Annotated in this window: 22 protein-coding genes; 13 read left to right on the forward strand and 9 right to left on the reverse strand. The window is 45.9% G+C overall.

The window, feature by feature from the left end; translation table 11 throughout:
* Positions 1 to 18: 18 nt before the first annotated feature.
* From secY to rplQ, 7 genes are all read left to right on the forward strand, one after another.
* Entirely contained in the window at positions 19 to 1,353 is a 1,335-nt protein-coding gene (gene secY, locus GT360_RS01725; protein WP_164647229.1) for a preprotein translocase subunit SecY, read from the forward strand.
* A 39-nt stretch (positions 1,354 to 1,392) separates the two neighbouring features.
* Positions 1,393 to 1,506 (forward strand): 50S ribosomal protein L36, encoded by a 114-nt coding sequence (rpmJ, locus tag GT360_RS01730; RefSeq protein ID WP_000868186.1) that lies wholly within the window; start codon positions 1,393 to 1,395, stop codon positions 1,504 to 1,506.
* A 147-nt stretch (positions 1,507 to 1,653) separates the two neighbouring features.
* Complete coding sequence (gene rpsM / locus GT360_RS01735) at positions 1,654 to 2,010, forward strand: 30S ribosomal protein S13 (RefSeq protein WP_164647230.1); 357 nt, start codon at positions 1,654 to 1,656, stop codon at positions 2,008 to 2,010.
* A gap of 18 nt (positions 2,011 to 2,028) precedes the next feature.
* A complete protein-coding gene (rpsK, locus tag GT360_RS01740) occupies positions 2,029 to 2,418 on the forward strand; it encodes a 30S ribosomal protein S11 (RefSeq protein WP_001118870.1) in 390 nt (129 codons plus the stop codon).
* 27 nt (positions 2,419 to 2,445) lie between these two features.
* Positions 2,446 to 3,066 carry a 30S ribosomal protein S4 gene (gene rpsD / locus GT360_RS01745; RefSeq protein WP_164647231.1) on the forward strand — a complete coding sequence of 207 codons (621 nt, stop codon included), beginning with the start codon at positions 2,446 to 2,448 and terminating at the stop codon, positions 3,064 to 3,066.
* A gap of 24 nt (positions 3,067 to 3,090) precedes the next feature.
* The gene (locus GT360_RS01750) at positions 3,091 to 4,083 is read left to right on the forward strand and encodes a DNA-directed RNA polymerase subunit alpha (protein ID WP_164647232.1); all 993 of its coding nucleotides are present in this window, start codon (positions 3,091 to 3,093) and stop codon (positions 4,081 to 4,083) included.
* Between the two features lie 26 nt (positions 4,084 to 4,109).
* Positions 4,110 to 4,496, forward strand: coding sequence for a 50S ribosomal protein L17 (rplQ, locus tag GT360_RS01755; protein ID WP_031493230.1), 387 nt, complete (start codon positions 4,110 to 4,112; stop codon positions 4,494 to 4,496).
* An 89-nt stretch (positions 4,497 to 4,585) separates the two neighbouring features.
* On the opposite strand, the gene GT360_RS01760 is transcribed toward rplQ, so the two are convergent.
* Both GT360_RS01760 and GT360_RS01765 read right to left on the reverse strand, forming a co-directional pair.
* Entirely contained in the window at positions 4,586 to 5,065 is a 480-nt protein-coding gene (locus GT360_RS01760; protein WP_164647233.1) for a DUF2780 domain-containing protein, read from the reverse strand.
* Positions 5,066 to 5,188: 123 nt separating this feature from the next.
* Positions 5,189 to 5,809 (reverse strand): BamJ family beta-barrel-assembly machinery protein, encoded by a 621-nt coding sequence (locus GT360_RS01765; RefSeq protein WP_164647234.1) that lies wholly within the window; start codon positions 5,807 to 5,809, stop codon positions 5,189 to 5,191.
* Between the two features lie 173 nt (positions 5,810 to 5,982).
* On the opposite strand from GT360_RS01765, the gene GT360_RS01770 reads away from it, so the two are divergent.
* Positions 5,983 to 6,561: a LysM-like peptidoglycan-binding domain-containing protein gene (locus tag GT360_RS01770; RefSeq protein ID WP_164647235.1), complete on the forward strand. Its 579-nt coding sequence runs from the start codon at positions 5,983 to 5,985 to the stop codon at positions 6,559 to 6,561.
* A gap of 8 nt (positions 6,562 to 6,569) precedes the next feature.
* On the opposite strand, the gene GT360_RS01775 is transcribed toward GT360_RS01770, so the two are convergent.
* Entirely contained in the window at positions 6,570 to 7,043 is a 474-nt protein-coding gene (locus GT360_RS01775) for a GNAT family N-acetyltransferase (RefSeq protein ID WP_164647236.1), read from the reverse strand.
* 115 nt (positions 7,044 to 7,158) lie between these two features.
* Positions 7,159 to 9,123, reverse strand: coding sequence for a bifunctional 2',3'-cyclic-nucleotide 2'-phosphodiesterase/3'-nucleotidase (locus GT360_RS01780; RefSeq protein WP_164647237.1), 1,965 nt, complete (start codon positions 9,121 to 9,123; stop codon positions 7,159 to 7,161).
* 263 nt (positions 9,124 to 9,386) lie between these two features.
* On the opposite strand from GT360_RS01780, the gene cobA reads away from it, so the two are divergent.
* Genes cobA through cysC form a run of 5 tightly spaced genes read left to right on the forward strand, consistent with a single transcriptional unit; the run spans position 9,387 to position 15,049 of the window.
* Positions 9,387 to 10,247: a uroporphyrinogen-III C-methyltransferase gene (gene cobA / locus GT360_RS01785; RefSeq protein ID WP_164647238.1), complete on the forward strand. Its 861-nt coding sequence runs from the start codon at positions 9,387 to 9,389 to the stop codon at positions 10,245 to 10,247.
* 58 nt (positions 10,248 to 10,305) lie between these two features.
* The gene (gene cysD, locus GT360_RS01790) at positions 10,306 to 11,214 is read left to right on the forward strand and encodes a sulfate adenylyltransferase subunit CysD (RefSeq protein ID WP_164647239.1); all 909 of its coding nucleotides are present in this window, start codon (positions 10,306 to 10,308) and stop codon (positions 11,212 to 11,214) included.
* Between the two features lie 17 nt (positions 11,215 to 11,231).
* The gene (cysN, locus tag GT360_RS01795; protein WP_164647240.1) at positions 11,232 to 12,662 is read left to right on the forward strand and encodes a sulfate adenylyltransferase subunit CysN; all 1,431 of its coding nucleotides are present in this window, start codon (positions 11,232 to 11,234) and stop codon (positions 12,660 to 12,662) included.
* Between the two features lie 26 nt (positions 12,663 to 12,688).
* Positions 12,689 to 14,413, forward strand: coding sequence for an SLC13 family permease (locus tag GT360_RS01800; RefSeq protein ID WP_164647241.1), 1,725 nt, complete (start codon positions 12,689 to 12,691; stop codon positions 14,411 to 14,413).
* 15 nt (positions 14,414 to 14,428) lie between these two features.
* Positions 14,429 to 15,049, forward strand: coding sequence for an adenylyl-sulfate kinase (gene cysC, locus GT360_RS01805; RefSeq protein ID WP_164647242.1), 621 nt, complete (start codon positions 14,429 to 14,431; stop codon positions 15,047 to 15,049).
* 9 nt (positions 15,050 to 15,058) lie between these two features.
* Here cysC and GT360_RS01810 read toward each other — a convergent pair whose 3' ends face one another.
* From GT360_RS01810 to zrgA, 5 genes are all read right to left on the reverse strand, one after another.
* Positions 15,059 to 15,949, reverse strand: coding sequence for a TIGR03899 family protein (locus GT360_RS01810; protein ID WP_164647243.1), 891 nt, complete (start codon positions 15,947 to 15,949; stop codon positions 15,059 to 15,061).
* A gap of 522 nt (positions 15,950 to 16,471) precedes the next feature.
* Positions 16,472 to 16,990, reverse strand: a complete 519-nt coding sequence (locus GT360_RS01815; protein ID WP_164647244.1) for a DUF3299 domain-containing protein — start codon at positions 16,988 to 16,990, stop codon at positions 16,472 to 16,474.
* Between the two features lie 3 nt (positions 16,991 to 16,993).
* A complete protein-coding gene (locus GT360_RS01820) occupies positions 16,994 to 18,253 on the reverse strand; it encodes an ABC transporter permease (RefSeq protein ID WP_164647245.1) in 1,260 nt (419 codons plus the stop codon).
* Positions 18,247 to 18,966, reverse strand: a complete 720-nt coding sequence (locus tag GT360_RS01825) for an ABC transporter ATP-binding protein (protein WP_239502572.1) — start codon at positions 18,964 to 18,966, stop codon at positions 18,247 to 18,249. The genes GT360_RS01820 and GT360_RS01825 overlap by 7 nt, the downstream gene beginning before the upstream one ends.
* 72 nt (positions 18,967 to 19,038) lie before the next feature.
* Complete coding sequence (gene zrgA, locus GT360_RS01830; protein WP_420825440.1) at positions 19,039 to 19,701, reverse strand: zinc uptake protein ZrgA; 663 nt, start codon at positions 19,699 to 19,701, stop codon at positions 19,039 to 19,041.
* Positions 19,702 to 19,758: the final 57 nt, after the last annotated feature.

Raw genomic sequence — 19,758 nt, forward strand, 5'->3', positions numbered from 1 at the left:
TTCGTAGGAAAGGTACAGATGGCTAAAAAACCAGGACAAGATTTTAGTAGTGCGAAAAATGGATTAGCGGAGTTGAAGTCGCGTCTTCTATTCGTATTAGGGGCTCTTCTAGTATTCCGTGCAGGTTCTTTCGTACCACTACCTGGTATTGATGCGGCTGTACTTGCCGATTTGTTCGAACAGCAAAAAGGTACCATCGTTGAAATGTTTAACATGTTCTCCGGTGGTGCTCTTGAGCGTGCATCTATATTCGCGTTGGGCATCATGCCGTATATTTCGGCTTCGATTGTTGTCCAACTGTTGACTGTAGTTCACCCAGCGTTAGCTGAACTCAAGAAAGAGGGTGAAGCTGGCCGTCGTAAGATTAGCCAATATACACGCTACGGCACGCTCGTACTTGCAACATTCCAAGCTATTGGTATTGCAACTGGCCTACCAAACATGGTCAACAATCTGGTTGTTATCAACCAAACCATGTTTACGCTAATTGCTACCGTAAGTTTAGTAACCGGCACCATGTTCCTGATGTGGTTAGGTGAACAAATTACAGAGCGCGGAATCGGTAATGGTATTTCCATTCTGATCTTTGCAGGTATTGTTGCTGGATTGCCATCGGCAATCGGTCAAACAATCGAGCAGGCGCGTCAAGGTGAATTGCATGTACTTCTTCTGTTGTTGATTGCAGTACTCGCTTTTGCTGTTATCTACTTCGTTGTTTTCATGGAGCGTGGTCAACGTCGAATCGTTGTTAACTACGCGAAGCGTCAACAAGGTCGTAAGGTATTTGCAGCACAAAGCACTCACTTGCCATTGAAAATTAATATGGCTGGTGTAATTCCTGCAATCTTCGCATCGAGCATTATTTTGTTCCCAGGAACATTGGCTCAGTGGTTTGGTCAAAACGGTGAGAGCAGCGCGTTCGGTTGGTTAACTGACGTGTCATTGGCTCTTAGCCCAGGTCAACCGTTGTATGTTATGCTTTATGCAGCAGCAATTATCTTCTTCTGCTTCTTCTACACGGCGTTGGTTTTCAACCCGCGTGAAACTGCAGATAATTTGAAGAAGTCAGGTGCATTCGTACCCGGTATCCGCCCAGGTGAGCAGACAGCTAAGTACATTGATAAAGTAATGACTAGACTAACCCTTGCGGGTGCGTTATACATTACCTTTATCTGTCTGATTCCCGAGTTCATGATGGTCGCGTGGAACGTACGTTTCTACTTCGGCGGTACATCTCTACTAATCGTAGTAGTTGTTATCATGGACTTTATGGCACAGGTACAGACTCATATGATGTCACAACAATATGATTCTGTGTTGAAAAAAGCGAATCTGAAAGGTTACGGCCGTTAATCCGGCGGTAACTTCAGAGTTCAATTACGGAGTTTAGCAATGAAAGTTCGTGCTTCCGTTAAAAAAATCTGCCGTAACTGTAAAGTAATCAAGCGCAACGGTGTTGTTCGCGTGATTTGCAGTGAGCCAAAGCACAAACAGCGCCAAGGCTAATTAGCAGAAATTTTTACTTGAAATGTAAGGTAGCGACGAGTATATTACTCGCCCTACCTTTTGCGTGCAAAAGAAGTAGTATCCCGCAGCGTATCCATAACGGGCTTTGCTGCGGCTAATTCTTTTATGAAACACTAGGAGTGAATAATGGCCCGTATAGCAGGCATTAACATTCCTGATCAAAAACATGCTGTAATCGCACTAACTGCGATCTACGGTATCGGTAAGACTCGCTCTCAAGCTATCCTAGCTGAAGTGGGTATTGCTGAAGATGTTAAGATCAGTGAACTATCTGATGAGCAGATCGATCAACTGCGTGATGGTGTAGCTAAATACACTGTAGAAGGTGATCTACGTCGTGAAGTATCAATGAACATCAAGCGTCTTATGGACCTTGGCTGTTACCGTGGTCTTCGTCATCGTCGCAGTCTACCACTACGTGGACAGCGTACTAAAACCAACGCTCGCACCCGTAAGGGTCCGCGTAAGCCGATCAAGAAATAATCGGGAAGGTAGAGTACAATGGCTAAACAACCAACTCGCGCGCGTAAACGCGTTCGCAAACAAGTTGCAGACGGTGTTGCGCACATCCATGCTTCTTTTAATAACACAATCGTAACTATTACTGACCGTCAAGGTAACGCTCTAGCATGGGCTACTGCAGGTGGTTCAGGTTTCCGTGGTTCTCGTAAGTCTACTCCGTTCGCTGCACAGGTTGCTGCTGAGCGTTGTGCTGAAATGGCTAAAGAATACGGTCTAAAGAACTTGGAAGTTATGGTTAAGGGTCCTGGTCCAGGTCGTGAATCTACTGTTCGCGCACTGAACGCAGCTGGTTTCCGCATCACAAACATCGTTGATGCTACACCAATCCCTCATAACGGTTGTCGTCCACCTAAGAAACGTCGCGTATAACGTTTCTAGGATAATTGGAGAAGAATCATGGCAAGATATTTGGGTCCTAAGCTGAAGCTTAGCCGTCGCGAAGGTACTGACTTATTCCTTAAGTCTGGTGTACGCGCGATCGATACCAAGTGTAAAATTGATAACGCACCAGGTGTACACGGCGCTCGTCGCGGTCGTCTATCTGAGTATGGCGTTCAGCTTCGTGAGAAGCAAAAAGTTCGTCGTATCTACGGCGTTCTAGAAAAACAATTCCGTAACTACTACAAAGAAGCAGCTCGCCTTAAAGGTAACACTGGTGAGAACCTACTTCAGCTTCTAGAAGGTCGTCTAGACAACGTAGTTTACCGTATGGGCTTTGGTGCTACTCGCGCTGAATCTCGTCAGCTAGTTAGCCACAAAGCTATCCTAGTTAACGGTAACGTTGTAAATGTTCCTTCTTTCAAAGTTGCGGCTAACGACGTTGTATCTATTCGCGAGAAGGCTAAAAAGCAAGCTCGCGTTAAAGCGGCTCTAGAAGTTGCTGAACAACGTGAAAAACCAACTTGGATTGAAGTAGATGCTGGTAAGATGGAAGGTACATTCAAGCGTATGCCTGAGCGTTCAGATCTATCTGCTGACATCAACGAACAATTGATCGTCGAGCTTTACTCTAAGTAAGGTTTAAACTAAAGAGAGGACACAATGCAGGGTTCTGTAACAGAATTTCTTAAGCCACGTCTTGTTGATATCGAACAAATCAGCACGACTCACGCAAAAGTAACTCTTGAGCCATTAGAGCGTGGTTTCGGCCATACTCTTGGTAATGCACTTCGCCGTATTCTACTATCTTCTATGCCAGGTTGTGCTGTAACAGAAGTAGAGATTGAAGGCGTACTACACGAATACAGCACTAAAGAAGGTGTTCAGGAAGATATTCTTGAAGTTCTTCTTAACCTTAAAGGTCTTGCTGTTCGCGTTGCCGAAGGCAAAGATGAAGTGTTTATTACGTTGAACAAATCAGGCTCAGGCCCTGTGGTTGCAGGTGACATCACCCATGATGGTGATGTAGAGATCGTAAACCCTGAACACGTAATTTGTCACTTAACTGATGACAATGCTGAGATCGCTATGCGCATCAAAGTAGAACGTGGTCGTGGTTACGTTCCAGCTTCAGCTCGTATCCATACTGAAGAAGATGAGCGTCCAATTGGTCGTCTGCTAGTAGACGCGACTTACAGCCCAGTAGACAAAATTGCCTACGCGGTTGAAGCAGCTCGTGTTGAACAGCGTACTGACTTGGACAAGCTTGTTATCGATATGGAAACGAACGGTACTCTTGAGCCTGAGGAAGCTATCCGTCGCGCAGCAACTATTCTTGCTGAGCAATTGGATGCGTTCGTAGATCTTCGTGATGTACGTGTACCTGAGGAGAAGGAAGAGAAGCCAGAATTCGATCCGATCCTACTGCGTCCTGTAGACGATCTTGAACTAACAGTTCGCTCTGCTAACTGTCTGAAAGCAGAAGCGATTCACTACATCGGTGATCTTGTACAGCGCACTGAGGTTGAGCTACTTAAAACGCCAAACCTTGGTAAAAAATCTCTTACTGAGATTAAAGACGTACTTGCATCACGTGGTCTTTCTCTGGGCATGCGCCTAGAAAACTGGCCACCAGCGTCTATCGCTGAAGATTAATCGATACTAGTTAGAAGGATTAGGTCATGCGCCATCGTAAGAGTGGTCGTCAACTCAACCGCAACAGCTCACATCGCAAAGCGATGTTCAGCAATATGGCTAGCTCTCTAGTACGTCATGAAGTTATCAAGACTACTTTGCCAAAAGCAAAAGAGCTACGTCGTGTAGTTGAGCCTTTGATTACACTAGCTAAGACTGACAGTGTTGCTAACCGTCGTCTAGCATTTGCACGTACTCGTGATAACGAAGTAGTTGCAAAACTATTTAACGAATTAGGTCCACGTTTTGCTGCTCGTCAGGGCGGTTACACTCGTATCCTAAAAGCTGGTTTCCGTGCTGGTGATAAAGCTCCAATGGCTTACATTGAGCTTGTAGATCGCCCAGAAGCATCTGAAGAAGCAGCAGCTGAGTAATCTCAGTTTCGTTTAGCTAAAAAGCCGAGCATTTATGCTCGGCTTTTTTGTATCCTGTGAATGATGAAGAAATTTATCAGCAAGATACACTATTGCCATAAGCCCCCTAACGCACTCAGCAATCCTTCACTTGCCCCTTGTTCTGTCAGATAACTTAGAATCACCGGCGCAAACTGACTGACCATTGATGAATCTAAGCCTACCGCTTCAAACGCACTATTCACCGCATCGAGGTTCTCAATCGAACCCAGCATATTGGTGATACCACCCATATCTGATAAGCCAGGGATCAAAGACATGAGCTCACTGCTGTTCTCTGACGAGAGTTGGCTCTGTGCCAGAGAGAGTAACGCGCCTGAACCAGAGACGGCTTGTTCTGGAGAAACAGACAGTTGATCGGATAATAGATCGGCGAGGGGGGATGACGCACTATCGGACATTGCACTGCTGGCCATGCCCATTAAATCGCTGGTGCTGTCTTCATCGCTGCTCTCAAGAGAATCGAGAAATGCAAAACTGTTGGTTGATACAATGAGCAGGGATGCACACAGGTAAGTTGTCTTCTTCATGGTCTCTCCTTGATGGCTTACGCCTATGATTTTTGTCTGACGCTGTTGTTGTTAGAGTTGTTTCTACAGTTTAGACAAAAAAAAGCGACGCAATAGCGTCGCTTTAGAAAGACCTGTGAATGATTACAGGATGTCTAGTAGTTCAACTTCGAATACTAGAGCTGCAAATGGAGGGATAGCAGCACCTGCGCCACGCTCGCCGTATGCTAGGTCTTGAGGAATGTATAGTTTCCACTTAGAACCAACAGGCATTAGTTGTAGAGCTTCAACCCAACCTTTGATAACACCCGTTACTGGGAACTCTGCAGGTTGACCGCGAGAAACTGAGCTGTCGAAAACAGTACCGTCAGTTAGCTCACCGTGGTAGTGAACACGTACTTGCTTGTCAGAAGTTGGGATTTCACCTGTACCTTCAGTGATGATTTCGTATTGAAGGCCTGACTCCAGTACTGTTACTTCTGGACGTAGAGCGTTGTCTTTTAGGAACGCTTCACCGTCAGCAGACGCTGCTTTTGCTGCTTCTTGACGTGCTGCTTCTACGCGAGTGTGAAGCTCTTGAAGTGCATTGTTGATCTCATCGATTTCGATTGCTGGCATGTCACCAGTTAGCGCAGTAGCGATACCTGCTGCGATTGCATCAACGTTTAGACCTTCTAGACCTGAACCAGCAAGTTGTTGGCCCATTTGAAGACCGATACCGTAGCTAGCTTTTTGCTCTACAGTTTCAAATTTAACTTCAGACATTCTGTCACTCTCTTTGTTAGTTGAACCGAAAAGGATAACAGGTATCTTGTGTCAATCAAGCGTGAAACAGTGCTAAGTTCAAACTATCAGAGGTGACTTTGATGATTATCTTTGGATATACTGACAGGATATAAGCCGATTTGGTTTGGCGGTAGTTTTAGGGAAAAGATGGGATGAATCGTCGTCGCAAAAAGCGCCAACAGCAAGATCCATTAGAATCAGTAAAGCAAAGGCTTCAATCGTTTGATTGGCGCTCTAAGTTGGTATCGACTAAACAGCGTATAGAGCCTCTATGGATGCGTTTGCCACTCTTACATCGTCGAGTATTGATGGTTTTGGTACCGTTCGTGGTTGTCCTGTTGTTATTGCCATCAGGCTCAAAGGATGCTTCTGAAACGGTGGTGATGCCCGCAGCAAGTCGTATGGAGATCCCCATAAATACCCAGAGTTTAAGCACCAGAGAGCAAGCGACTGCAGAGCAAGGTGTTGAGCCCGCTTGGCAGGACTATACGGTGAAGCAGGGGGATACTCTCGCTGCGGTGTTCCGTAATCAAGGGTTTCCAATGGCTGACCTCAACGCGTTGGTAAAAATCGAGGGTGAAGATCAGCCTCTAAGTCGTTTGAGACAAGGGCAGTTGGTTCGCTTTAAACGCACGCCAGAGGGTGAGCTCGATATTATTCAGCTTGATTCATCAAAGGGGGCGGTGATCTTTTTCCGGCTTTCTGATGGCGGCTTTGGTCGCAGCAAGTAGACATCCAATTACCCCTGGTGTTTCACCATGTCAATGTGTGGGATACCGTCTTCGAAATACATTTCACTGCACCGCTTGAAACCGTGCTTTTGGTAATATGCCTCTAAGTGCTGCTGCGCTCCTATCTCGATGGTGTTGCATTGCGGCCATAGCAGGCCAATAGCGTTGATTGCTTTTTCTAATAGGCTATGGCCAAGTTTAAACTCACGATATTTTTCTGCGACAATCACTCTGCCAATGCTTGGAGAGGGATAGCTCACCCCTGCTGGTAATATTCGGCAGTAAGCCGCAATCTCATCGTCTATCCTGCCTATCAGGTGTCTTACCTCAGAATGGTGGTCTTTGTCATCCAGTTCTGGGTAAGGGCAGTTCTGCTCTACAACAAATACATCAACTCTTAATTTTAAAAGGTTATATAGGGAGTGTGTGTCGAGCTGTTCAAAACTTAACGTTTGCCACTTGAGGTTAATTTTTTTTTCCATCTTCATTAGGTACCAAGAAGTTTAAATTCAGGGTAATAAAAAAAGCAGTTCGACAAAAGCCGAACTGCTTTCGATTTAGCTTCTTTGACAGAAGAAACTACGACATGTAGCGGATTTACTCTTTCGTCAGGTCGATACTGTAGATAGCGAAACCGACTTCATCAGTTGCAACACGCTTGGTAGGGTAGACGCTGCGCTCTTTAATGAACTTCGCAGCTTTTTCACTTGGTGAAGTTTCAAAGCGGATATCAAGTGTGGTATCGGTCTTAATTGGCGCAAATGACCAGTTGTTATCGGCACTTGGTACCACCTCACTTTTTTCTGCACTCACGCGAGAAATGTAGTTTGACAATACAGTGCGGTTCTCATCTGGCGCTTCAAAGGCTATGAACTCTTCTCCGGTGCCAGGGAATGCATTGCTGAACGCACGGTAGTTATTGGTCGCAATGATGAAGTCCTGTTTAGTATCGATAGGCTTACCCTGGAAGGTCAGATTTACGATACGCTCAGAGGCTTCGTTAATGACATTACAGCCACCGTCGTACTTTGCAGGCTGCGTCACATCAATTTGATACTCAACACCATCAATGACATCGAAGTTGTAGGTTCTGAAATCATCCCAGTTGATCAGATTTTGTGGATCTCTAGAGTTAGCATCAATGGTATTGAACTGACCTGCACTACACTCTAGCCACTCCTTTACCTCGTGACCCGTCACTTTTAGTGCGACTAGTGTATTTGGGTAGAGGTAAAGGTCCGCCGCATTGCGGAAAGTCAGCTGACCTGACTCAACCTCGGTAAAGTTATTTGGATCATTTTTACGTCCGCCCACTTTGAATGGTGCGGCAGCAGAGAGAACAGGAATACCATCGAGATCTGGGTCGCCTTGGATCATTCTCTCAACATAATCTGTTTGAGCAAGGTTAACAATTTGAATGGTAGGATCGTCTTGAACTAGTGCTAGGAAGCTGTACATGACATCACTTGCCTTACCGATAGGTTGGTTCACAAAATCACGTGTACCTTTATGATCATCAGCAACTGCTGCAACGATCGCTTGATCAGCGGCAGCCAATGATTTTTGCTCAGACTTATTGTAGATAGCACGTGCTTCTGCGCGACCATCGACCACAGACCAGCTGCCATCAGACTGTTTCAATACGAGATCCATGATACCCACATGGCTACCCCAACGACCAGGCATTACCGCAGTGACGCCGTTAACTTGTCCTTTTTCAACATCAATGCCTTGAATATTGGCAAAGTCGCTGCTTGGGAATACGGCATGCGCGTGGCCAAAGGCGATCGCATCGATCCCTTCCACTTCAGACAAGTAGAAGGTCGAGTTTTCAGCCCCTTGCTTGTAAGGATCTGTCGAAATACCAGAGTGCGGGATCGCGATGATGACATCAGCGCCTTGCGCTTTCATTTCAGGAACAAGCTGCTCAGCACTCTCTTTAATATCCTGAGCGAGCACTTGGCCTTCCAAGTTCGCCTTATCCCAAACCATAATTTGTGGTGGTACGAAACCGATGTAACCAACGTTTACCTTGTGCTCTTTACCATTCTCATCTTTGAACTGGTATGGCTGAATGAGGTAAGGTTTAAAATAGTGCTCCCCAGTCTTTTTATCGTAAACGTTAGCACTGATGTATGGGAAGTTCGCGCCTTCAAGCGTTGCTGCCAAGAAGTCTAGACCAAAGTTGAACTCGTGGTTACCGATGTTTGCCACATCGTAGTCCATCAAGTTCATCGCTTTATATACTGGGTGGATGTCGCCAGGTTTTACCCCTTTAGCCGCCATGTAGTCACCCATTGGGCTGCCTTGAATAAGGTCTCCATTATCTACTAAGACACTGTTTTCTACTTCTGCTCTTGCTTCTTTTACCAATGTCGCTGCGCGAGATAAACCGATCTGTTTTGATGGAGCATCACGATAATAGTCGTAGTCCATAACGTTGGTATGGATGTCAGTCGTTTCGATAATACGCAGTTTGATCGTATCTGCCATCGCAGGGCCAGCCATAGTCAGCATACCGGTCAAGACCGCGATAGAAAGAGGTTTTGCTGCAAGTGTCATTATTGCCTCCAAGCAAAATAAGAAGGGAAGGGTTTGGAACGCGTGTAATGTACCAATTTTAGTGCTGGATCTGTGTCTATTGCAGTTTTTATTGTGAACAAGATCGTCTTGAAGGCAAAAATTTGTGAATTAAATGAAGAACATTTATCTCTATCTCTCTTCTCTTATCATCTTTATGTATAAAAAATGAAATTTTAGAATTTCAGGTAATATAAAGACATCGCCATAATGAGAGCCATTCTTGAGCAACGGATCGCAATTACATGGCAACGGAACAGTCGAGTATCTCTTCTGGCTTATTAAAGCTGGTATCTAATCATGAGCAGCCGCGCATTGCTGCTACTCAATTACAGCCCGGAGAGGTCGCCCTTATCGGGGCGGGACCAGGTGACCCAGAGCTGTTAACAATAAAAGCAATGAATTTGCTTCAGCAAGCGGATGTCGTGCTTTATGACTATCTCGTTTCGAATGAGATCATGGGGCTTGTGCCCAGTGACGCTATTTTGGTCTGTGTTGGAAAACGAGCCGGGCATCATAGTGTGCCTCAAGAGAGAACCAATCAGCTGTTGGTTGACTTTGCCGAGCAGAATTATCGAGTCGTTCGGATTAAAGGCGGTGACCCCTTCATCTTCGGTCGTGGTGGAGAAGAGCTAGAAGTGTTAGCTGACGCTGGAATCTCTTTCCAAGTCGTCCCTGGTATTACCGCAGCGGCCGGTGCGACGGCCTATGCAGGGATCCCGTTAACTCATCGAGACTATGCCCAATCGGCGATGTTTATTACGGGACATCTCAAAGACAAAGATGATCAGTTGGATTGGTCGACGCTAGCTCGAGGCAATCAAACTCTGGTGATCTACATGGGATTGATGAAATCTGACTATATCTCACAACAGTTAATAGAGTATGGCCGCAGTGCAAGTACACCGATTGCCATTATAGAAAGGGGGACTCAAAAAGAGCAGAGAGTTTGGGTCAGCACGCTCGACCAACTTTCAACAACGGCAAAAAATGCGGCCTCTCCAGCCCTGATTGTGGTGGGTGAGGTGGTCAGTCTGTCTCAAAAGTTGGACTGGTTTTTATTTGGTACTCGCTTCAGCAATAGTGCGATTGCCAACTCATTATAATTTTTGACTAACGATTTAGAGAGTCACTAGGCCTTTTGGCTTACAAGGAAGAAACGTTATGGATCAACAACGCTTAACACACCTCAAACAGCTCGAGGCAGAGAGCATTCACATCATTCGTGAAGTTGCTGCAGAGTTCGACAACCCGGTCATGATGTACTCGATAGGTAAGGACTCATCAGTGATGCTTCACTTGGCGCGCAAGGCCTTCTATCCGGGGAAAATCCCTTTCCCACTGCTGCATGTCGACACGGACTGGAAATTCCGTGAAATGATCGAGTTTCGAGATCGCACCGCGAAGAAATATGGTTTTGATCTTTTGGTACATAAAAACCCTGAAGGCTTAGCACTTGGCATCAACCCTTTTGATCATGGCTCATCAAAGCACACGGATGTCATGAAAACTCAGGGCTTGAAACAAGCATTAAATAAGTATGGCTTCGATGCAGCCTTTGGTGGTGCTCGCCGTGATGAAGAGAAATCTCGTGCAAAAGAACGAGTTTATTCATTCCGTGATAAGAACCACACCTGGGATCCAAAAAATCAGCGACCAGAGTTATGGCGCACTTATAACGGTCAGGTTAACAAGGGAGAGAGTATTCGTGTCTTCCCATTATCAAACTGGACCGAGTTGGATATTTGGCAATACATCTATCTTGAGAACATTGAAATCGTGCCGCTGTACCTTGCTGCACCACGCCCTGTGGTCGAGCGCGACGGCATGCTGATTATGGTTGATGACGATCGAATGAAGCTTCAACCAGATGAAAAAGTGGAGAACAAGAGCGTGCGCTTTAGAACGCTTGGCTGTTATCCATTAACTGGCGCGATTGAATCTGAGGCTGACACCCTGACAGAGATAATTGAAGAGATGTTAGTCGCCACGTCCAGTGAACGACAGGGGCGAGCGATCGACCACGATCAATCAGGATCAATGGAACTGAAAAAACGTCAAGGTTACTTCTAAGGATCTAAGGAAAGACAATGAACAGTGCTGTAGAAGCTCAGCTAGCCGAGCTAGGAATTGAAGGCTATCTTACCCAACACCAACACAAATCGCTGCTGCGTTTTCTGACCTGTGGTTCCGTCGATGATGGCAAGAGTACGTTAATTGGCCGCTTGCTCCACGATTCAAAGCAGATTTATGAAGATCAATTAGCGGCGGTTCACTCTGACTCACAACGCGTGGGAACCACGGGTGAAAGGCCGGACCTTGCGTTGTTGGTTGATGGTTTGCAAGCAGAGCGAGAGCAGGGGATCACGATTGATGTCGCGTATCGCTACTTCTCTACACAAAAACGTAAATTTATTATCGCCGATACGCCCGGACACGAGCAGTACACCCGTAATATGGCGACAGGTGCTTCAACGTGTGATCTTGCGGTTATCCTGATTGATGCGCGTAAAGGGATTTTGGATCAAACACGCCGTCACTCTTTCATCTCTGATTTACTCGGAATTAAGCACTTTGTTGTTGCGGTAAACAAGATGGATTTGGTGGACTACGCTCAAGAAACTTTTGAGCAGATCAAGCGTGACTACTTGGCCTTTGCTGAAAACTTGAGTGGCAATATTGATATTCAGATCATTCCTATTTCAGCGTTAGAGGGCGACAACGTGGTGGATAAAAGCCATAAGATGGCTTGGTATCAGGACGCATCACTACTCGATCTGCTTGAAAAGGTTGAAGTGAACAAATCACTCGAGCAGGGTGCGTTCCGCTTCCCTGTACAATATGTGAATCGACCAAACCTCGATTTTCGTGGCTTTGCTGGCACGATTGCATCAGGTTCAGTCAAAGTTGGTGATGCCATCAAAGCACTGCCATCAGGCAAAGAGTCTAAGGTGGCACGTATCGTAACGTTTGATGGTGACCTTGAGCAGGCTTATGCAGGTCAAGCGGTCACAATCACACTGGAAGATGAGATCGATATTAGTCGTGGTGATCTGATTGTTCTTGATAAGGCGCAAGTGACGTCAACCAACCATCTGCTAGCGGATGTTGTTTGGATGACCGAAAGTGCTTTAGAGCCAGGGCGTGAGTATGACCTTAAGATTGCCGGCAAAAAAACGGTGGGTCAGCTTATTGAAGTCCGTCATCAATACGATATTAATAACCTGTCGAGCTTTGATGCCCAGAAGCTGCCGCTCAATGGTATCGGCTTGTGCGAATGGACACTCACTGAGCCAGTGGCGCTGGATGCTTATCAGTCTTGCGCAGACACAGGTGGCTTTATCGTTATTGATCGCTTGACCAATGTGACAGTCGGTGCGGGTCTTGTTCGTGAAAGTTTGGATGCAGTGACGCAACAAGCAGGTGACGTTTCAGCTTTTGAAGTCGAACTCAATACTCTGATTCGTAAACACTTCCCTCATTGGGGCGCACAAGACATCAGCAAGCTGTTGAAGTCTTAGTAAAGGTGCATGGCGAGGGATAGCTAATGTGGGAGCAAGGATTTGTACTATCAGTATTACTGGGGATTGTCACCTGCCTATTAGTGACTCGTATCAAACCAAGTTATATATTCGCTGGGGCAGCGTTCCTAGCGTTTATCTTCGGTTTGATCGATGTGGAGTCGTTGGCAGCCAACTTTACCAACCCCTCTTTGCTCACACTTGTGTTGTTGATTCTCTCGTCGGTTGCACTAGAGAAAACGCGGCTAATCAGTTGGGTTAGCCACAGTATCTCTGAAGGAGGGCTAGGCACCGTTGTCGCTAAGCTTGGCGTGTCAACCGCACTGCTCTCTTCGTTTACTAATAATACAGCGGTGGTTGTCTCTCTTATTGGGGCAATTAAACGCAACCGCAAACATGCGCCTTCGAAGCTACTGATTCCACTTTCCTACGCTGCAATCTTGGGTGGAACTCTGACGTTGATAGGGACTTCAACCAATCTAATTATTAATAGTTTTGTTGAAGATGCAGGCTTGCCGAGCTTAGGCTTTTTTTCGCCGACCATCATTGGTTTAGCAGTATTGGTAGGTGGCGTTGGTATCTTAATTCCGTTGAGCTATTTATTGCCTGATTACGATGAGTACAGTCAAGATGATTTGCCCTACTTTTTGGAAGCGAGAGTCGAGCCTGGCTCACCACTGGTTGGGCGTAGCATTAGCGAAAATAACCTACGAGCTTTGCGCAAGCTTTTCCTTGCGGAGGTGATTCGCGACGGGAAAAGCGTGCCTTCGGTTAACCCTGAGTTCATCTTAGAGGCTAGGGATAGGTTGCTGTTTTGTGGTGATGTAGAGAGCGTTGCCACACTGACGGAAATTCCTGGTATGACACTGTTTGGCCAACACCACCTGAATGGTCAGAACTTCAATGAATTGGTGGTAAGTTCGTCAGCAAGCTTTTGTGGTAAAACGCTAAAATCCAGTCGATTTCGTGATCGTTTTGACGCGGTCGTTGTTGCGATTCGTCGTGGCCATGAAAGGTTGGAGGGCGGTCTTGGCTCTGTGGAGCTTACCGCTGGTGATACCTTAATCGTGGTACCTGGAAAACGCTTTGAGAGTGAGATCAAGGCTCACCGTAAAGAGTTTGTTTTTGTTCAAGAGCTTGGTTCATCTGCAAAGATGGACGGAAATAAGTCTGCAATGGTGCTATTGGGCTTTGCTGGAGTTATTGCCGCTGCACTGCTTAATGTTCTGCCCATTATTAAGGGGTTGAGTGTTTATCTCATCGCTTTGTTACTGACTAAAACCATTCAGGTCAGTGATATTCGTCGCCGTTTTCCTAGTGACATTGTGATCATTGTGGGGGCGGCACTATCAATCGCGCAATTAATGCTATCAACCGGATTGTCGGAACGTATTGGTGAAATGTTCATTGAAGTATTTAATGGATATGGAGCGATGGGGGCATTGGTTGCCACCTATCTGGTGACCATGATACTGACTGAATTAATCACGAATAATGCGGCTGCGGCATTGGCTTTTCCATTTGGGTATAGCCTGGCTCTTGGCTATGGCGTTGATCCAATGCCTTTTATTATGGCGGTATTATTTGGTGCGAGTGCCAGCTTTATTTCTCCGTATGGCTATCAAACGAATCTATTAGTGTATAGCGTTGGCAGTTATAAGTTGACTGATTACGTAAAAATAGGGCTTCCCATCTCGCTGGTGTATTCCGTGCTGGTGTTAGCGTTGATCCCTATGTTTTTCCCATTTTAAAAGGATTTAAGATAAATGAGTGCAACTGTTGAAACTCAAGATGCAAACATCGTGTGGCATCAGCATGCTATCGACAAGGCATTTAGATCAGGCCTTAAAAAACAGAAACCTGCTGTACTTTGGTTTACTGGCCTCTCAGGAGCGGGCAAGTCGACCGTTGCTGGTGCGCTAGAAACCAAGCTCGCCCAACTGGGTTATCACACATACTTACTGGATGGCGACAATGTGCGTCATGGCTTATGTAAAGACCTGAGTTTTTCAGACAGTGACCGCAAAGAGAACATCCGCCGAATAGGTGAGTTGGCTAAGCTTATGGCTGATGCTGGTCTTATTGTTCTTTCAGCCTTTATCTCACCTCATCGCAGTGAACGTCAGATGGTGCGAGAGTTGCTGCCAGAGGGGGAGTTCATTGAAGTGTTTGTTAATGTACCGCTTGAGATTTGCGAGCAGCGCGACCCGAAAGGCTTGTATAAAAAAGCACGAGCGGGCGAGATAAAAAATTTCACCGGTATTGATTCGCTGTATGAAGCGCCAGAGTCTCCTGAAATTGACCTACCGGCCGGTGAGCTCGATGTTGCCCTGCTGGTGGACTTGATGATTGAGTCATTGGATCAAAAAGGCATTATTAGACTTTAATAGCGCCAATTAGGCGCTGTGGTTTACGCTACCTTTGTTATCTGAATGGATAGCAAAGGTCTGCTGCAATAGCAAAGTGACCTGTTCCCAATAATCGTTATTAGGTTTGTTACCTAATAGACGGCACAGCTCATTTCCGGTTGGAGTGAAGCGATAGTAGAGCAAGGTAGTCGACTTTTGATGTGTTTGAAGGGTCATTTGTCGCCCCTGGTAGAGGATTGGGAGCGGAGCTGCCATCTCTATTTCACCAGACTCCAGTTCGCTAGCATGAACTAAACCAAGCTCCATTAACACGAGCAGGCTGGAGTAGGGAAGTTGATGTGCCCCTAAACTGACAGTGTGGGTTGAAATACGCTTACCAAGAGTAAAAATGCTCCCCTTAGTTTTTACCCCGATGAATAACTTTTTGCTCGAGTCACTGCCAAAGCTGCAAGCGAGCGATGCGGCTCGTTGAAGGATTTGCGCTTCTTTCGGGCTCATGTCGTGCAAGATTTGCAGTGCCTTCATCGATGTCGATCCTGGATTTGTTACCTCGCGCTTTAGCACTTGAGCCCATAACTTCTGCATCATAGGGCTATGTATTTCTTGTGCCATGTCGAAGAAACGGTGTAACCAATCAGGGTCAGGCTGCCCAGCACTTTCATTTTTACAGCTACCGTAGGCTGCTTTCATGATACTTTCGAGGTTCTTTTGACGCAGTTCTCTGCGCTTTCTTTCTCTTTGCAAAGCACGTTCAAGTGCTGTTGTGTCAATTTGCTCGTTGTTCAACTGAGCATCAAGCCCATGCTCCTCTGCAATAGCCAGGATCTGCTTACCACTCTCTTTGATATAACTTTTCTTTTTATCTTGGGCTTTGGTTTCTTCAACCACCACGGTGATATTTTTGCTGTCTTGGCTCATTGGTGCCTTCTCGTTGAGCTATCGACCCGGATGGGCAATTATGCTTCATGTTGAACAATTGAGCACCAGTATATCGCTATTTGCTCTATCGGTGCATCTAAAGGTGAATCTGGGCTAACGATACAAAACTGCACTTATAACAGCCATTTAACATTGGTGTAGAGTGAAGTGTGCGGAAGAACATTCTCAGGTTACTCAGATTTGCACTCAGGCCTTTTGCTCCATGGTTTGATAGATCATGTTATGCAAAATTACGGCTGGCTCAAATGATAACATTTTGTTAAAATTTAACAGGATTGAGGGGGCGATATGAATATACCGAGTATGCATAAGGTGCGCCGCTCTATGTCAGTGGCGCTATTAATCATTGGCTATGTACTGGTGTTAGCATTTCTGTCTCAGTACTTATTTAGTAAGTGAACGATCACTAAATATGACTAGACGCAACAGCACTAGCACCAGACAGCAAAAAGCCTCATTTTGATGAGGCTTTTTAGGTTTCAGGTTGACAGTTACTGAGATTTAATACATGTCGTCGTACTCTTCAATACCCATCCCTTCAATCACATACGCCGTTTCTGCTAACTCATGGTCGACGGTTTCAGTTTTTAACGTGCCAACCACATAAATGACATCCCATAGTTGCTGAACAGGTGCCCCTTCAGGATAGTTTACGTAGATGATTTGGTTTGGTGGTGGTGGTGGTACGTGAATACAAGCCCCAAAATAAGGAACGAGTAAAAACTCTGTCACCTTATTGGCATCTCCCTCAAGTGGGATGACAAAGCCAGGGATGCGTACCTTACTACCATTCAGTTCAGGGCGAACGCTACCAATTTTTTGTTGTTGGGCTGCCAATGGTGACGACTCGTCGTGTGCAGGCAGTGGCATGCCCATATTTGAAAACTGTTGGCGCTCATCCTCTGGAACCAGATCAAGCCAGTCTAGGGTCAGTGCTTCTTCACTACTTGCAGCAGAAGCTAAGCCGGGAACGAACAGTATTGTTAGAGACAGCAGAGCTGCAGATATTTGTTTAAGCATTTTCTATACCTTTATAGTCATACCATCACTGAGTGATTGACGATATGCACGAATAGCTGGGATGAACCCAATAATCACACCTGCAAGTTGAACAAAGCCTAATAGCATCCATTCGTAACTTGAGATCATGGTCAGTTCGATAGCGATTCCATATTGCTGTTGGATAATCGGTCCCGCAATCGCGAGAAGGGCATAAAGACCCGCAAGGCCAGTCGCGATGCCCACGAACGTTAGCGCACTTGCTTCACTGACCAGCAGCATCAAAATATGGCGTGGTCTTGCGCCCATTGCTCGAAGAATGGCCATTTCACGACGTCGCTCTTGTAAGCTAGTAAGCAAACTGCTCAGCATACCCAATAAACCGGCAACGACAACAAACACGGATACTACCATTAATGCCTGTTCAGCTACAGACATCATTCCCCATAGCTCATGTAAGGCGACACCAGGCATAATAGCGCTGAGCGGTTCAAGTGGGTATGTATTGATCTCTCTTTGCAGAGCAAAGGTCTGAATTCGTGACTTTAGACCCACAAGCATCGCGGTAATTTGATTGGGTTGAAAATCTAAGGTTTCTAGCTCTGCTTTAGTTGGCGTTGGACCAAGAAGGGCCCCAGACTCCCAACCAACATGAATCGCTTCAATCGACTCTAATGAGACATGTATGGTTTTGTCTACCGGCGTGCCTGTTGGTTTGAATATACCGACGATCTTAAATGGAAGGTTATCGTGGCGACTAAACGCGACATCGCTGAGTCCATGGGCAATGATAATCTCATCATCGATTTTGTAGCCGAGACTGCGCGCCACATCAACGCCAATAACGGCCTCAAATAAACCATCGAACTCTCTGCCCTCGGCTAGTTCAAGGTGTTGACGGCTACCAAATTGGTAGTGGGTAAAGTAGTCATGATTGGTGCCCATGACACGAAAACCTCGATGAGAATCGCCAAGAGAAATGGGGATGGTCCAGTCTACTGCGCGGTGTTGACTGAACTCTTCATAGCTACGCCAGTCAATATTGTTGGTGGCATTACCAATGCGAAATACAGAATAGAGGAGAAGGTTAACTTGCCCAGAACGTCCCCCAACGATGAGATCGGTACCCGAAATCGTATTGGCAAAACTGGTTTTTGCTTGAGTACGAATACGCTCGACCCCCATCAACAGAATAACCGAGATGGCGACTGTTAATACGGTGAGAAGGGCCGTTGCTTTACGATTTTTTAGGCTTTTCCAAGCAAGAGTGCTGATTGCTAGCATGTGCGTTCTCCTGCTGTGTTGATATCTTGCAATTGAATAGATCGTTTGAATAGTGGCTCTAGTGTTGGGTCATGACTGACAAACACCAGTGTGGATTGTGCTTCGGTCGCTTGTTCCATCAATAGCTCGATAAAGGCGGTGCGATTTTCAAAGTCGAGGGCTGAGGTTGGCTCATCTGCGATAATGAGCTTTGGTTCGCCGATAAGTGCACGCGCTGCCGCGACTCTCTGTTGTTGGCCAATGCTGAGCTCAATGACGGGCTTATTGAGTAATTCATTCGGCAGGTGCAGCCTTTCAAGCAGGTGTCGTGCTGTTGCGTCAAGAGAGCCTTGAATATTGCTCTTTCGGTGCGCTGAAAACTGACATGGAAGCACCACGTTTTCTACCACACTCAAATAAGGAAGAAGATTAAACTGTTGAAATATATAGCCGATATGATCTGCACGGAAGCGATCTCTTTGACGTGAACTTTGTTGAGTTAGGTCATTATCAAGTACCGCGACCTTACCTGATTCCGCAGCATTAATGCCCGTCAGTAAGGAGAGTAGAGTGGATTTACCGCATCCACTTGGGCCTTTGATAAAGGTATGCTCAGCCTGAGTTATGGCCAATTGATCGATTTGGAGTGTCGGTTTTGCGTCCGGAGACCAGCGAAAGGTCACATTTTCCAGATCGATGACATTGGATAGGTCAGTGGTTGTTTGTGGCATCATTGAGTTACTTATACACAGAGCAATGAGAAGAAGGGTGGCGTAGTGCCACCCATTTATAGCGACTGATGGCGATTAAAGTGAGAAACGGTTAGAAGAGCCTTCTAACGTTGCACCACCTTGAACACGGTCAGTTAAGATATTGACCGAAATTTTATGTGTTTGTTCAAACTTCTCCATCCAGCTTGTTTCAAGTTGGGTTAGATTCTCGATGTTTCCACATTCGAAGTGATATTCAATTGTGAATTCACCGTGTCCGTCGTGAGCATGGTCATGGTCATGGTCATGGTCATGGTCATGATGGTCGTGATGCTTATGCTCATCGTGGTCGTGATGTTTGTGTTCATCGTGGTCGTGATGTTTGTGCTCATCATGATCGTGACCATCATGCTCATCGCCACCCAATGTATGAGATACCGATTTGTATTCTAGAGCACAGTTTGCATTGGCAGGGAAACTAAATAGCTGCTCTGGTTGCTCTAGTGTCGCAATCGCTTGTTGCAGAGCTTGTTTCTCTGCATCGGTTTCTGGTGCACGTTCAAAACCGACAACGTCTGCTCCTGGGGCGACAATTTCAATTAGGAGCTCATTGGCATCTTGTGCGACGTTAAACTCAACTTCACCATGAACATGTGCACCATGTTGGCGAAATTCATCGTTGGCTTGTGCTGCTACTGAAAACAGTGCACAAGAAGATAGCGTTGCTAGTGTAATTGCGTTGAGTTTTTTCATCTTCATCATTTTTAAATCCATAATTTTATTCATAAATATAGTGCAGAATTGCGGATAATATCC

The organism is Vibrio astriarenae (genome assembly GCF_010587385.1).
Classification (GTDB): domain Bacteria; phylum Pseudomonadota; class Gammaproteobacteria; order Enterobacterales; family Vibrionaceae; genus Vibrio; species Vibrio astriarenae.